The organism is Lacicoccus kunmingensis DSM 17847, from assembly GCF_059568765.1.
In genome coordinates, this window is record NZ_JCANUC010000009.1 from 1 (window position 1) to 15,269 (window position 15,269).

Below are 15,269 nucleotides of genomic sequence, written 5' to 3' on the forward strand. Positions count from 1 at the left end.
CGTATTGTAATGCGTATTGTAGGCGGCATCTTCCTGTGCACCGTATGTATCTGCATGGGTCGAATCCAAGTCAATGATGAGCGCCTCAGACTGACGATGGGCGTGAACTTTATCCAACAGTGCCTGATTGGCGCAATCCAACTGCTCGATGGCTGCATCATCAAAACGCTCCCAGAAACGGGATAGACTCGGCTGCGACGCCAATGTATCGGCGCCGAGTATCTGTGTAAACACCGGGTCTGACGTCAGATGGTCGGCACTGTCATCTGCTGCATAGCCGGCAATCATCTGATACAGTTTCTGACGCATCAGATGCGCATTGGAATGGATGTGGTACAGACGGTTGTCTTTCAGGTGCAGATGCTCAGCGATGGTTTTAGAGAAACCGAGTGTTTCATCGAACTCCCGGAAGAGGAAACTACCCGTATCCGATGAAAGTGCACCGCCGTCGTTTGAGAGTTTGATCTTGCGATTGAAATCCAATGAGATTTGCGATAAAGTAGCCATTATAAGAACCCTTTCTTTTGGTTATTTTGTGGTGATTTAACCTTATCAGAAATGGGTTCTTTTTTCACTTTTCAAGTGCATGGGCATTCGCTTGAAAAGCCAATGAAACCGGCGTTAATTGCCTGTTAGTATTTTTCTATGAATAATTCAGGGATAAGTATATTTAATGTAAATTTTTAAGCTTACGGGGGTAATGAAATGGAAGTGAACAAAAATCGCTGGCTGATTGCACTTGCGGGTGTCGGGATACATATATCCATCGGTTCCGTTTATGCATGGAGCGTCTTTACAGGTCCGCTGCAGGAATCGATTGGCTGGTCACTGTCAGATGTATCATTCACATTCAGTCTGGCAATTTTATTTTTAGGGCTTTCCGCAGCCTTTATGGGACATTTCGTGGAAAAGTATGGGCCCAGAGCATCGGGGATGGTATCGACAACATTTTTTGCAGTCGGTATGGCGATGGCCGGATTTGCAGTACAAATTGAAAGTTTATGGCTGTTATACCTGGGTTATGGTGTTTTTGGCGGTATTGGCCTCGGGATAGGTTATATTACGCCGGTCTCGACACTTGTCAAATGGTTTCCGGACAGAAGAGGGATGGCGACAGGGCTTGCAATCATGGGCTTTGGTTTTGCTGCGATGATCGCATCGCCGGCAATGGAATTTTTGATGAATGAATTCAGCATAGCTGCAACATTTTACATACTTGCTGCGATTTATTTTGTAGTGATGCTGGCATCCAGTCTATATCTGGAAAAACCGCATGAAGGCTATGTGCCGGAAGGAATGAAAAATGCAGATGCCTCACCTAAAGAAGTAAAAGAGGACCTTGTCCAGCTGACGGCAAATGAGGCGGTCAAGACAAAGAGGTTCTATTTCCTTTGGCTGATGTTATTTATTAATGTCACTTGTGGAATCGCTATTTTGGCAGTGGCAAGTCCAATGGCTCAGGAGATTACGGGTATTACAGTCGGCGCCGCAGCACTTATCGTCGGGATTATGGGTGTCTTTAACGGAGGCGGCAGACTCATATGGGCATCGATTTCAGATTATATCGGCCGTCCGAATCTTTACACAATATTTTTTGTCATTCAGATAGGAGTGTTTGCAATACTTCCGGTAGTGACAAACGAGTACTTGTTTGCCCTTTTATTATTCATTATGATTTCCTGTTACGGCGGAGGCTTCTCTGCAATACCAGCGTATATAGGAGATATTTTTGGAACGAAGCAACTGGGTGCAATTCATGGTTATATACTGACAGCGTGGGCTGCAGCAGGTCTTGCGGGACCATTCATAGTTGCGGAACTATACGAAGCAACAGCAAGCTATACGCTGACACTGTATATATTTACAGCGATGTTTGTCGTTGCCCTGGCTATCTCACTGTTGATCAGAGTGGATATTAAAAAGCTGAAAGACAAGACAACTCAGATGAGAGAAAGTTCACAAACTGTACAAGATAAACCGCAGACAGCTGAGTAAATATCCTTTTTAAACATATAAACTTAATGTATAATAAATGTACTATGGATAAAAGGAGTGTCATAAATGGGTAAAACTTTACACCCGGGTCCTATAAAAAAAACAAAAAAATGGGACACCAGTTTATGGGTCAGCCCTGTACCTTTTGGATTCACAAAAGTTAAACCAAGACATATTATAGATTCAGCAAAAGTTGCATGGAAAAACAAAGACAACTTGAACTATGCAAAAAATATAATTTTAAAAGGTGTTTGTGACGGATGTGCATTAGGTGTGGGCGGTCTTCAGGACCAGACTTTAACAGGGCCGCACGTTTGTACGACACGTTTCAACGTCTTAAGACTGAATACGGCACCACCTATTGAACCGAAAATACTGCACCAGGACATCAATGAGCTCAGAAAACTCGATTCTTCAGAGCTGAGAGAATTAGGCCGTATACCTTACCCGATGATCCGCCGTAAAGGTGAGAACAAATTCACGAGAATTTCATGGGACGAAGCAATGGGTACTATTGCCGACAAGATGAAAAAGCTTAATCCGAAGCAGTATGCATTTTACTTAACGAGCCGCGGTATCACTAACGAGTCATACTATGTGGCTGCAAAAACAGCGCGTTACCTTGAGACGAACAACATAGACAACGCTTCAAGAATCTGCCATTCACCGAGTAAATCTGCATTGAAACGCTCCGTCGGCGTCGGTGCTTCTACTTGTAACTATCAGGACTGGCTTGGTACGGATGTATTGGTATTCTGGGGAAGTGTTGCTTCAAATGCGAGCCCGGTCTCCACTAAATACATGATGGAAGCTAAAAAGCGTGGAACTAAAATTATTGTAATCAACCCTTATAAAGAACCTGCGATGGAAAACTACTGGGTACCTTCAGTCGTAGAATCTGCATTATTCGGTACTAAACTTGCAGATGATTTCTACGAAGTGAACATCGGCGGAGACATAGCGTTAATGCATGGTGTCATGAAGCACTGGTTCGATATGGAAGATGAAGTCGAAGGTTCTGCTGTGAACCATGAGTTCGTTCGTGAGCATGTAAATAATTACGAAGAACTCAGAGAAACTGTACAAAAACAGTCATGGGAAGAAATTGTGAAATCATCAGGGATCACTAAAGAAAGAATTATTGAGCTCAGTAACCTGCTCGCACAATCCAAAAACGGTGTTATGGTCTGGGCGCTTGGACTTACAATGCACAAACATGCAACAGACAACATTTCACAAGTTGCCAACCTTGGATTACTGCGCGGCTGGCTTGGACGCAAGTACAATGGTCTTATGCCGCTTCGTGGACACTCAAGTGTTCAAGGTTCAGGCGAGATGGGCGCAGATCCATTCTCATTACCTGGCGGCGATTATGATGAAGTCAACACTGAAAGAATTGAAAAAGTATGGGACTTTGAACTGCCTAAGTGGCCTGGAGACTCAGTCGGCGTAACGATTGAAAACGCGATGCTCCCTGAAGATAACGAGAAAAAATTAAAGCTTTACTATATGTCAGGTGGTAACTTCCTTGAAACGATGCCGGACCCGGACTTCGTAAAAGATGCTCTTGAGAACCTGGATATCCGTGTTCACCAGGATATTATCCTGAATACATCCACCTTGCTGGATGCAAAAGAAGCGGTTGTCGTACTGCCTGCAAAAACACGCTATGAACAAGATGGCGGCGGTCTGTCAACTTCCACTGAGAGAATGATCTATTTCTCACCTGAAATTGAAGGGAACCGTAACCGTATTGCAGAGGCACGCAGTGAGTGGAAGATATATATCGATCTTGCTAAACGTGTGAAGCCTGAAAACGCACATCTGATCGACTTTAAATCCGGTCAGGAAATCCGTAATGAGATTGCAGTGGCAAACCCTCAGTACGACGGTGTCCAGTACTTGAAGAAAGCCGGCGACGTATACCAGTACGGCGGTGCATGGTTATGTGAAGGCGGCGTATGTCCGACGCCGGACGGCCGTGGCAACCTGATCAGTATGGATATCCCGGATAACAATGCAAAAGCAGGGGAATTCAAACTCCTTATGCGCCGCGGAAAACAGTTCAACTCAATGGTCTACGGCGACACTGACGCATTCAACCATATGGGGCGCTACAGTGTTCTGATGAGTGAGAACGATGCGTATAAACAAGGTCTTGAAGAAGGAGAAGCGGTTGTTCTGTACAATAAGAACGGCGTATTCCAGGGCTTTGTCCAGCACGCTGATATCAGGGACGGCAACGTTGGTGTCCACTTCCCTGAAGGAAACTACCTCGTTGAGAAAGGTATTTACGAAAACTTCGTTGAAATGCCTGACTATGTGACTGATATCAAAGTGGAAAAAGCAGACCACTTCAACGCAAATAAAGACCGTCAGTATTATGAAAGACCAATCCCTGATTTAGAGGATAACCCTAACTAAATCTTATGAATATTTCAGCCGGCCCGTGAGGTCGGCTTTTGTTATTATTATTGTTTTATTGCACTATTCAAAATAATGTTTCTATGCTAATATATGAAAACGTTCTATATATTTTTTATTCAGGAGGGAAAGATTTGGAGAAATCTCAATGGGGTTCTAAAATTGGTTTTATATTGGCTGCAGCCGGGTCTGCAATAGGGCTGGGAGCACTGTGGCGCTTTCCCTACATGACTGCTGAACATGGCGGCGGGGCGTTCCTGCTTATGTTTCTGCTGTTCACTTTAGTGGTCGGTCTGCCATTACTGTTATCGGAATTTGTCATCGGACGTGCCGGCGGCCGGAATCCAATAGAAAGCTTTGAATATCTTGGTGGTAAAAAATGGTTCCGCCTGTTTGGCTGGAGCGGTAACATAGCGGTTATTCTGCTTCTGTCATTTTACAGTGTCATCGGAGGCTGGATATTACTTTATCTTTTCGTAGCTTTTATCAATACTGTCGGAATACTGCCGATTTCAGACTATGAAGGGATGTTTGGCCAGATTGTTACAAATCCGTTCTATGCAATCGCAGGGCAGGGTGTATTCTTATTACTTACTGTTTTCATCGTTGCGCAAGGTGTACAAAAAGGGCTTGAACGTGCATCTAAAATAATGATGCCTTTATTATTCATTCTGTTTTTAATAATTATTATCCGTTCATTGACCTTGCCGAACGCAATGGAAGGGGTAGAATTCTTTTTAACGCCTTCATTTGAAAATATCAACGCCGAGGCTGTGCTTTATGCTTTGGGGCAGTCATTCTTCGCATTAAGTATCGGTGCGACGACAATGATCACATATGCGTCTTATCTGGACAATACACATAACCTGACCAAGTCGGCACTTTATATTGTGCTTATGAATGTAACGATTTCGATCATGGCAGGGCTGGCAATATTCCCTGCGATTGCATCGTTTGAAATGGAAAATGTCTTCGGCCCGGGACTGATCTTTATTGTTCTGCCGCAGGTATTCAGCGAAATTGCTTTAGGTAATGTGTTCTATATTTTGTTCCTGATTGCATTTTTATTTGCAACGCTGACGTCGGCAATCTCCATGATTGAGATCAACGTGGCGAATGCGATTAAGGGCAATGAAAATAAGAGAAAAATCATGGCCTATGTTTTTGGTCTGATCGTATTTATCGTAGGTATGCCATCTGCACTGTCTGAAGGTGTGCTGAATAATGTACAGTTCTTTGCGGGAACAATATTTGATAATGTGGATTTTCTTGTATCGAATATGATCCTGCCACTGAACGCTCTCATTTCATCGATATTTGTCGGTTATATACTGGAGCATTCGGTCATTAGGAATCAGGTCGGTGTCAGAGAGAACAGTGCGATGTATCCATTGTTCAAAGCGTGGATTTTCCTGCTTAAATTCATATTGCCGATCATTATCGTTTTAGTGTTCATAATGAACATTGTCAATTTCTTTTAAATAATCACAAACAGGGTGTTAATCTTAAATGGTTAACACCTTTTCTATTTCTTCACAAGGAGGTCGCCGTGATGCATTTAGAGGGCGGGACCTGAAAAAAAGAGATGAAGAAAAATCCTATGCTGTGAAGTAGATTTTCTATATAATAATACAGATGTCAGATAATCTGACATCGATTATGTATATGAAAAAAGTTGTGTTATTATTTTTTTATAGTTGGAGTGGTGCTCATGAACAATGATAAAAATCGAAGAAGTACTCCCGTATTCCCAATGTTATCCGCGATGAAACTGACGGGTCTGACAGCACGACAAATACGCTATTATGAGACAAAAGGCCTGATTGTACCATCAAGGAGCGAAGGGAATCACCGTCAGTTTTCAATGAATGATCTTGAAAAACTGTTGACCATCAGAGAGTTGATGGAAAAAGGTTTTACAATGAAAAGGACTGGAGAGCTTCTGATTAAAGATGAGAATCACCCGACTGAAGGCATTTTGAATTACAAGGAATTGAACAGGACACTGCCGAATCGTGGAGATTTATCAAGATTTTTCTAAAAAGCAGAGGAGAGTGAATGGATGAAGCACAATTACACAAGGGAAGACATCAAGCGCATAGCAGAAAGTGAAAACGTGAGATATATCAGACTGCAGTTTACTGATATACTGGGCACAGTTAAAAATGTGGAAGTACCTTTAAGACAGCTGGATAAAGCGCTCGATGGCGAAATGATGTTTGATGGTTCTTCCATAGAGGGGTTTGTAAGAATCGAAGAATCAGATATGTATTTGAAACCTGATCTGGCGACATGGTCAATATTTCCATGGACTGCAGGCAAGGGAAAAGTCGCAAGATTGATATGTGATATCTACACTGTTGATAATGAACCTTTTGAAGGGGATCCGCGAACAAATTTAAAAAGAGTATTGAAAGAAATGGAAGATATGGGCTATACTTCGTTCAACCTCGGACCTGAACCGGAATTCTTTTTATTTAAACTGGATGAAAATGGTCACCCGACAACCGAATTGAATGATCGGGGTGGCTATTTTGATCTAGCACCAACGGATTTAGGTGAGAATTGCCGACGTGATATCGTTCTTGAGCTTGAGGACATGGGTTTTGATGTTGAGGCCTCGCACCATGAGGTTGCAGAAGGTCAGCATGAAATCGATTTTAAATATGAAGATGCTGTCAGTGCCTGTGACAATATACAGACCTTTAAACTCATTGTCAAAACAGTTGCCAGAAAGCATAATCTTCATGCGACATTCATGCCTAAACCGCTTCATGGTCTTAACGGAAGCGGCATGCACTTCAATGTATCATTGTTCAAAGGAAAAGAGAATGCCTTTTATGATGAAAGTGATGATATGGGTCTGAGTGCGGACATGCGTTATTTCATGGCCGGAATATTGAGGCATGCGAGAGGTTTTACTGCGGTCTGCAATCCGATTGTAAATTCATATAAGAGGCTGGTACCCGGTTATGAAGCGCCAAGCTATATTGCATGGAGCGGTAAAAACCGTTCACCGCTGCTCCGAATACCGTCATCCAGAAAATTATCGACAAGGGCTGAAGTCCGTTCTGTCGATCCGGCGGCGAACCCATATCTTGCACTTGCCGTCATCTTGAAGTCAGGACTGGACGGCATTAAGAATAAAATGAACCTGCCGGAACCGGTTAATCTGAATCTGTATGAAATGACACGGGAAGAAAGGGAAGCGGTCGGGGTGGAAGATCTGCCGTCGACGCTGTATACAGCTCTTAAGGCATTGAAAGAGGACACGGTTGTTCAGGAGGCGCTGGGACCTCACATTTCAAGACAGTTTCACAGCAACAAAAGCATCGAGTGGGATATGTACCGTGCCCAGGTGTCAGATTGGGAAATTAAACAGTATTTGAATCATTATTAATAGAAAAAAGCCTGATTGAAATCAATCAGGCTTTTTTCTGAGTATATCTTTAAATTCTTTAATATCATTTTTCAGTAATTTGAACTCTTCATCCGATAACACCTTGTCCTTATAACGCATTTTTTGATAATGCTGAAGTTTGGAGATGGAAGTATAATCCTCGAGTGACAGTCGTTTGAACCATTGTTCAATTGTCTCATCGTGGTATCTGCCGTATCCGTTTGAGTAGGCCCATTTCTCAAAATTAAAGTACATCCTGCGGACTTTGTCGGCAGGTGCTTTTTTATTTTGTGGTTTATATGTTTTAGTCCTGTCAGCAAAAGTATTTTTACTGCTCGCTGATTTTTCTTCTGTGACAACATCCCGGTTTTTAAAATAAAAATAGATGCAAACGATGACTGCGATGATAACTGCCGCGATGATGATCGGGCCGAATGGAATATTCAAGATCTGATTGGTAGATGAGACGATTTCTTCAGGTGACTCATATCCATCCAGTTCAGTTTCCTCTTCTTCGAATAATTTATCGGGATAATCCAGCTCAACATTTTCTAAAAATGCAAAGACAGGTCTCAGCAGAAAAACAAATGCATTCAGCAGAAAAATCACTACGTAGCTTAAGCCGTATATAATGAATTTATATATATATCCGATTGAAAATGAAATCACTAGAAATAGTGCAGTGAAAATTGAAATCACTTTTAAATATGCCGGCAGACCATAGCCGCTGTCCATGGCAAGGCTGATAATCTTGCTCACGATATATCCCATTACTGCAATCACAAAAATTATATTGAATGTACTTAAGTTCTCATCGACTTGCGCTGTTGAAAGCATGGTGATGATGATGAGCCATATCAATGATGTGAGTATAGCGAGGGGCGCGAGCGTGTCAGATACATTGTAGTAGAGCTGCTCCAGACGCCATACGGGTAAAGTGCTGATTAATAATGCAGACAGAAAATAATCTCCTGTGAACATTAGAATGATAAATGTCACGGGTGTTAAAACATAAATGTATTTTGATGGTAACTTCAAGAGCAGCAAATGACTGATTACATAGTGGGCCACGACAACTATAAGAAAAATGAGTACATTATTTCTGTCATCTGCCGCATTATGAATATTTAAAAATAGGTAGACCATTAGAATAAAAGCCATTTCAACAAGAAAAACACTTAAAAATGACGAGTGATATTTTAAGAAACTCATTTGCCGGCCCCCTTTAACGTGCTCAGCTTAAAAGGTTCCAGACCATGTTCATTCAACTGATAGATGACCGTGCCTCTGTCGATATACATTTGCAGTTCTTTTACCATCAAAGCATCGGCTTCCCCCGTAAAGATGATATGAGTCGGCGTTTTTTCAGTCTGTTGTACAAATTTCAGGAAACGGTCAAAGCTGATTGTATATGTGACAGTTTTAATACGCGCCAATGCTTCAAGTATTGTTCTGTAATGCAATTTCCCGGAACTTTCCGGAATGGTGTAAAAATGATCCTGATCAAAAGTGCGCATGTTGGCCATTAATTTAAAAGGAATATTCTTTTTTGTAATCTCTCCAAATATAAATGCCAATTTTTCAAAGATGATTTCAATATTATTCGGAGGCGCGAACGATTTCTCCGACCGCAGGTTTATTAAAAACAACCAGGACATGCGGGTCGTCTTTTCGTATTGTTTTGTCATCAATTCGCCGCTGCGTGCGCTGAGTTTCCAGTGGACATCCCGCAGACTGTCCGTCCTTTCATAAGGTCTGCTGCCGTTTGCGAGCAGCGGGTCATGGAATAAAGTATTCTTTTCCAAATATAAACCCTGTTCGATTTTAGCTTTTATAGGCTGGTTATGGAGTGCGTAACGGTCGGGATAGACGAGTATTTCATGGTTTGAATGGCCGATTTGTTCGAGTCTGATATCACCGAATCCGAAAAGACGGGGAATGCTGATTCTAGTATTTATAATTTTGCTCATACCCCGGTTTTTCGCTTCGAAAGGCACTTCTATTATCGTGGATTTCCTGGGAAATACTGTGAACATAAAATTATTTTCTGTAACATTTCTGATTTTCAGAGCCTGGTCATTATAAAATTTAATATCATCACCGGCAGAGATATTTATTCGTGCCGATAAGATGGGAAGCCATCCTCTTTGAATGATTTTTAATTGCAAAGTGCCTTCCTGCCCTTTATATTTTCTGATATCTCTGGGGAAGACTTCCACCGTCAGGCGGTCAGCAGCGTATTTTTCGTAAATGAAGTTCAGACCGGTCATTGTAATGACAATCCCTATAATCAGCTGGAGCCATCCATTTAAATCCACTGTGAATAAAAGATTGAATACAATCATCACAGCGATTATGAAAAATAGTATGACTCCAATTTTAGACTCCGTATGGACGACTCTATACCTCATCCCGTGTGACTCCATACTCAACCGGCACTTTTGTCTGGTTTAGAATAGTATTAATGACTTCGTCGTGATTCGTCACAGTCATTCCTTCGATATTGAGGACGATTCGGTGGGAGAGAACATAAGGCGCGATATATTTTACATCATCGGGCGTCACATAGTCTCTTCCATTAATCAAAGCAGTCCCGATGCTTGCCTGCATCAGAGCGATTGTCCCGCGGGGTGAGGCACCGAGTTCAATATGTTCATGATTGCGTGTCTGATGAACGAGGTCGATTATATAATCTTTAACGGTATCATTAACCTCTATTTGACCAGCCGTATCCTGTATCTCTTTGATTGTTTCCAAAGTCAGCACCTGTTCTATTGCGGCATGTATCTTTTTATTCCTGTGAAGATCAAGCATCAGCCGTTCATTTTCAAATGAAGGGTAGCCGAGGTCTATTTTTAAAAAGAAACGGTCCATCTGGGCTTCTGGTAAATCGAATGTCCCCTGTTTGGATTCAATCGGATTTTGTGTTGCGAGCACAATGAACGGTTCCTCAATCGGGTATGTTTTGCCGTCGACGGTGACCTGCCCCTCCTCCATCACTTCAAGCAGTGCTGATTGTGTACGCGGTGTGGCGCGGTTGATTTCATCCGCCAGCAGAATGTTTGTTTTTACAGGGCCGAGCTGCAGTTCGAATTCCTTTGTCTTTGGATTATATATGTTCATGCCGGTGATGTCGGTTGGAAGGACATCCGGTGTGAATTGAACTCTGGAAAAGTCTCCGCCCATCACCTGTGAGATGGATTTTGACAGGACGGTTTTACCGGTTCCCGGTACACTTTCAAACAGTATATGCCCCTTTTGGATAATACTGATGAAAATAAGATCCACTACTTCTTCCTGGCCGACAATCACTTTGCCGATTTCTTTTTTCAAATCATCTAAATATGTAAGAGCCACTATGAATCATCCCCTTTATTTGTAAATTCAGTTAATAGTATATCAGAGCCTTCAGGCGATGAAAAAGATTAATAGTAATAGTGTTCGACATTTAGCCGTTAATGTGAGAAACTTTAATATAAATAATAGACGAAACCCGCTTTGAAGGAGGCGCATTATGTCCGTTGTAATTTTTGACGTTGATGGAGTATTTTTAAGTGAAGAAAGATGTTTTGATGTAGCTGCATTGTCTGTACATGAACTGCTTTTTAATCCAAGATATTTAAATTTGACTCAGGAAAAATTTAAAACGTCTTATACAGATGAAGAAATTGCAGAAATTAGAAGTAAAATCTTTTTAGACGATAAAGTGTTGAGTCGTTATAAAGAAATGGGATTAAACTCTAACTGGGACATGTTATACATATCGTTCTCGATTATTTATATCAACCTGCTGAAAGACTCAGGTATCAATATAAGTAATGTCAATATTAACAACCTTTATGAGATGGGCGAAATGTTGGGCGATGCTGAGCCTGACTACAGTCAAGTTTTAGAGTTTCTTGATGGTGATGAATACACTAAAGAAACAATTTACGAAGGTCTTGTAAACTACGCAACTTCATTGAAATTCTTAAATGAAAAAGACGATTTTAAAACAAATAGTAAACTATGGCATTTAGGCCAGCACATCTACCAGGAATGGTACCTGGGCAGTGAAAGAATGAAAATGAAGGACAGCGAACTTCCTATAGAAGGCGATAAAGAAGGTTTCCTTCATCAGGAAGAATGGCTTGCTCCGGTTGATAAAATCGAAACAATGCTGAAAAATCTGCTGGATGCGGATAAGACGATCGGTATTGCTACAGGTCGTTCAAGAGAAGAAACCCTTATCCCTTTTGAAGCTGCAGGGCTGCTTAAATATTTTGAGGATCAGAGAATCTCCACTGCTTCTGAAGTTAAAGAAGCGGAAGCGAGAGAAGGGGTGGACCGTCAATTGTCCAAACCACACCCTTACAGCTACCTGTGGACACTTTACGAACACAGTGAAGAATACTTTACAGAGTCCGTCAAAGGAGAAAATATCTCTGAAGCGAAAGTTTATGTTGTCGGTGATTCAGTAGCGGATTATTTCTGTTCTGAGAAGATGGAAGTTGAATTCATAGGAACACTGACAGGTTTGACCGGGGATGATATCATCCCGACATTTACAGACCTCGGCGTTTCAAGAGACAATCTCGTGCCGGATGTCCTGCATGTTGAAAGCATGGTTAAATAAATTAAAAATAAAAGCACCGCAGAAATTTTAATTTCTGCGGTGCTTTTCGTTTTACTATAGTTGTAAATCCACTTGGCGTACATTTTTGAATCCATCTATGCTCTTCAAATCTTCCAAAGCTGCTTCGCTCACTGCTGAATCGAGAGACAGTGATAGCAGAGCAGCGCCGCCTTCATTGGATCTGCCGAGCTGCATGCTGGCGATATTGACTGAATGTTTGCCGAGAATGGCTCCCATGTCACCAATGACGCCCGGACGGTCGATATGATTGATGATGAGTATATGTCTTGTCGGTTTGATATCGACCTGATAATCATCGACTTTGACGATACGTTCACCATATCCATCGAGGACGCTTGCGCCGAGAACGAGATTTTCTTCATTGTTGGATAATTCAACTTCAAGGTAGTTATTATATCCTTTTGTTTTTCCTTTTTTCTCAACTTTGTAAGTGACATCCTGTTCCTGAAGGAAATAGAGTGCGTTGATGATATTTACGCTTTCACCGAAATGCGGGCTCAGTAAGCTCGCGATAAATGAGCGTGTGAGCATGCTTGTGTCATCAACGGCAATATCACCGTGGTACTTCAATCTGATTTCATTAGGCGGCTGGTTCATCAATTGAATGCCGACTGAACCCATATGGCTCGAGATGTTGATGTAAGGTTTCAGTTCCTTGCTGATATTTTCACTGATACGCGGTGCATTGACTGCGTGAATGATCGTATTGTTCTCGAGTATCTGGATGATTTCCCGGGAAATGCTGACTGCAACCTTTTCCTGTGCCTCTATTGTTGAAGCGCCCAGGTGAGGTGTAACAACAACGTTAGGATGTGAAAGTAACTCCATATCAGTAGGCGGTTCCTCTTCGAATACATCGAGTGCTGCACCGCCGATTTTACCTTCTTTCAAAGCTGTCAGTAAGTCTGCTTCATCGATGATGCCGCCGCGTGCAACGTTGATCAGGCGGAGGTTCGGTTTACAATTTTCAAAGAAAGCCTCGCCGACAATGCCCTTCGTCTGTGGAGTAAGCGGAGTGTGGACTGTAACAAAGTCAGCAACTTTAGAAATCTCATCCACTTCCATTTTTTCTATTTCTGATTCTTTTGCTTTTTCATCTGATAAATAAGGGTCGAAAGCAACTATTTTCATCCCGAAGACTTGAGCGCGTCTTGCAACGCCGAAACCGATTTTGCCAAGACCGATGATGCCGAGAGTCTTGCCGTATAATTCGACACCTTTATGTGCGCTGCGGTTCCACACACCTTCAGACAGTTCTTTATGCGCTTCAGGTATGTCTCTGGAAAGGGAGAGCATCATGGCCATAGTGTGCTCGGTAGCGGAGATGGTATTGCCATCCGGTGCGTTTACAACGATTACCCCAAGTTTAGTCGCTGCATCGATATCGATATTATCCACACCGACACCGGCACGTGCGACTACTCTTAGTGAGCGTGCATGCTGAATGATTCTTTCTGTGATTTGAGTCTGACTTCGTACGATAACAGCATGATAGTCATAAACGATTTTCACGATTTCATCTTCTGTCAGTCCTGTATTGATGTCCACCTGATAGTTCGGGTGGTGGATCAGCTCACTGATACCATCTTCACTTACCGGATCCAGAACGAGAACTTTATAAGTCATTAAAAAATACCTCCTGCGCTTTTGTGATTGCTTTACCATAATAGTTTTTCTGACGATATTTACTTAATATCCCTTCCATTGCACTTAGAACGACGATGATATCTGCAGGGAACATGTACCCCATATGGCCGATACGTAAAATCTTGCCTTTCAGGTGCTTTTGGCCGCCGGCTATCGTTATACCAAAGTTATTTTTCAGCTCGTCTTTGATGTGTGAAAGCTCATCAGACGAGGATTTGAATGCTGTAACGGTAGGCGATGCGAACTCATCCTTCACAAGGAGTTCCAAATCCAGAGCTTCTAAACCTGCTCTTAACATATCTCTCATTTTCAAGTGTCTTTCAAAAACATTTTCCAGCCCTTCTTCAGCGATTGAATCCAACACAGTTTCTAAACCTTGTATCAGGGATACTGCAGGTGTGAAAGGTGTAGTATCTTTATCCAATGAATCGAAATACTGATTCAAGTCTAAATAAAATCTTGGAATATCATTGCTCTGTACTTTTTGTTTTGCTGCTTGATTCATCGCTACAAATGCAAGTCCGGGAGGCAGCATTAAAGCTTTCTGGCTGCCTGAAATCAGACAATCGATGTTCGATTCTGCCAAATTGAACTTTGTACCGCCGACGCTGCTCACTCCATCAACGATAAACAGCGCGTCTTTATTATAATCTTTAACGATCTGACCGATTTCAGTAATCGGGTGTAAAACCGCAGTGGATGTCTCACAAGCCTGTGATACCACAACTTTAATATTATCTAATTTTGAAAGAAATTCTTTGAAGTGCTCAGGATCTACCGCATCTCCCCATTCCACTTCATAAGTATGGACGTTATACGGATAAGTTTCAGCGATGGCACGGAAACGTGCACCAAAAGCACCGCTTACTATAACTACGACATCTTCATCCGGGGCAGCTAAATTTACCATCGCCGCTTCCAGTGAACTTGTCCCGCTGGACGATAAGATCACCACATCGTCTTTTGTTCCGAAAACATCTTTGATTTTCGGCTTGATACTGTTCATTAAATCAGTGAAATCACTTGAGCGGTGGCCAATCATTCCTTCAGCCATACGCTGATTTACATTTTCCGGTATTGGTGTAGGACCGGGAGTCATTAACATTTTCTTTTGCAACCTGAATTCCTCCTATAATTAAGCTTAAGTATATAATATCGTAATTTTTA

General features: G+C 42.0%; 12 protein-coding genes. 6 read left to right on the forward strand and 6 right to left on the reverse strand.

Annotated elements, in window-relative coordinates; translation table 11 throughout:
• Positions 1 to 507: transposase (locus tag BO48_RS09665; RefSeq protein WP_496367243.1), on the reverse strand; the 507-nt coding region annotated here is incomplete at its 3' end.
• Positions 508 to 705: 198 nt separating this feature from the next.
• Here BO48_RS09665 and BO48_RS09670 point away from each other — a divergent pair.
• The 5 genes from BO48_RS09670 to glnA all read left to right on the forward strand — a co-directional run bounded on the left by BO48_RS09670 (position 706) and on the right by glnA (position 7,819).
• Positions 706 to 1,995, forward strand: a complete 1,290-nt coding sequence (locus BO48_RS09670; RefSeq protein WP_496367244.1) for an L-lactate MFS transporter — start codon at positions 706 to 708, stop codon at positions 1,993 to 1,995.
• A 66-nt stretch (positions 1,996 to 2,061) separates the two neighbouring features.
• A complete protein-coding gene (locus BO48_RS09675; RefSeq protein ID WP_496367245.1) occupies positions 2,062 to 4,419 on the forward strand; it encodes an FdhF/YdeP family oxidoreductase in 2,358 nt (785 codons plus the stop codon).
• A gap of 134 nt (positions 4,420 to 4,553) precedes the next feature.
• Positions 4,554 to 5,900 (forward strand): sodium-dependent transporter, encoded by a 1,347-nt coding sequence (locus BO48_RS09680; protein WP_496367246.1) that lies wholly within the window; start codon positions 4,554 to 4,556, stop codon positions 5,898 to 5,900.
• A 230-nt stretch (positions 5,901 to 6,130) separates the two neighbouring features.
• Positions 6,131 to 6,460, forward strand: a complete 330-nt coding sequence (locus BO48_RS09685; RefSeq protein ID WP_496367247.1) for a MerR family transcriptional regulator — start codon at positions 6,131 to 6,133, stop codon at positions 6,458 to 6,460.
• Positions 6,461 to 6,481: 21 nt separating this feature from the next.
• Entirely contained in the window at positions 6,482 to 7,819 is a 1,338-nt protein-coding gene (glnA, locus tag BO48_RS09690) for a type I glutamate--ammonia ligase (protein WP_496367248.1), read from the forward strand.
• Between the two features lie 21 nt (positions 7,820 to 7,840).
• On the opposite strand, the gene BO48_RS09695 is transcribed toward glnA, so the two are convergent.
• The 3 genes from BO48_RS09695 to BO48_RS09705 are packed head-to-tail and all read right to left on the reverse strand — an operon-like array spanning position 7,841 to position 11,176.
• Entirely contained in the window at positions 7,841 to 9,031 is a 1,191-nt protein-coding gene (locus BO48_RS09695; RefSeq protein ID WP_496367249.1) for a hypothetical protein, read from the reverse strand.
• Positions 9,028 to 10,230 (reverse strand): DUF58 domain-containing protein, encoded by a 1,203-nt coding sequence (locus tag BO48_RS09700; protein WP_496367250.1) that lies wholly within the window; start codon positions 10,228 to 10,230, stop codon positions 9,028 to 9,030. Before BO48_RS09700 ends, BO48_RS09695 begins: the two co-directional genes overlap by 4 nt.
• On the reverse strand, positions 10,220 to 11,176 hold the full coding sequence (locus tag BO48_RS09705) for an AAA family ATPase (RefSeq protein WP_496367251.1): 957 nt from the start codon (positions 11,174 to 11,176) through the stop codon (positions 10,220 to 10,222). Before BO48_RS09705 ends, BO48_RS09700 begins: the two co-directional genes overlap by 11 nt.
• A gap of 157 nt (positions 11,177 to 11,333) precedes the next feature.
• Here BO48_RS09705 and BO48_RS09710 point away from each other — a divergent pair, with 157 nt between their 5' ends.
• Positions 11,334 to 12,434, forward strand: coding sequence for an HAD family hydrolase (locus BO48_RS09710; protein ID WP_496367252.1), 1,101 nt, complete (start codon positions 11,334 to 11,336; stop codon positions 12,432 to 12,434).
• Positions 12,435 to 12,488: 54 nt separating this feature from the next.
• Here the strand turns inward: BO48_RS09710 and serA are convergent, their stop codons facing one another.
• Positions 12,489 to 14,081: a phosphoglycerate dehydrogenase gene (gene serA, locus BO48_RS09715; protein WP_496367253.1), complete on the reverse strand. Its 1,593-nt coding sequence runs from the start codon at positions 14,079 to 14,081 to the stop codon at positions 12,489 to 12,491.
• Positions 14,071 to 15,207, reverse strand: coding sequence for a pyridoxal-phosphate-dependent aminotransferase family protein (locus tag BO48_RS09720; RefSeq protein ID WP_496367370.1), 1,137 nt, complete (start codon positions 15,205 to 15,207; stop codon positions 14,071 to 14,073). Before BO48_RS09720 ends, serA begins: the two co-directional genes overlap by 11 nt.
• Positions 15,208 to 15,269: the final 62 nt, after the last annotated feature.

Coding starts and splice junctions, on each gene's coding strand:
- BO48_RS09675 (WP_496367245.1), top strand. CDS start 2,062: ATGGGTAAAACTTTACACCCGGGTCCTATAAAAAAAACAAAAAAATGG.
- BO48_RS09700 (WP_496367250.1), bottom strand. CDS start 10,230: ATGAGGTATAGAGTCGTCCATACGGAGTCTAAAATTGGAGTCATACTA.
- BO48_RS09710 (WP_496367252.1), top strand. CDS start 11,334: ATGTCCGTTGTAATTTTTGACGTTGATGGAGTATTTTTAAGTGAAGAA.
- BO48_RS09695 (WP_496367249.1), bottom strand. CDS start 9,031: ATGAGTTTCTTAAAATATCACTCGTCATTTTTAAGTGTTTTTCTTGTT.
- BO48_RS09685 (WP_496367247.1), top strand. CDS start 6,131: ATGAACAATGATAAAAATCGAAGAAGTACTCCCGTATTCCCAATGTTA.
- serA (WP_496367253.1), bottom strand. CDS start 14,081: ATGACTTATAAAGTTCTCGTTCTGGATCCGGTAAGTGAAGATGGTATC.
- BO48_RS09720 (WP_496367370.1), bottom strand. CDS start 15,207: ATGTTAATGACTCCCGGTCCTACACCAATACCGGAAAATGTAAATCAG.
- BO48_RS09670 (WP_496367244.1), top strand. CDS start 706: ATGGAAGTGAACAAAAATCGCTGGCTGATTGCACTTGCGGGTGTCGGG.
- glnA (WP_496367248.1), top strand. CDS start 6,482: ATGAAGCACAATTACACAAGGGAAGACATCAAGCGCATAGCAGAAAGT.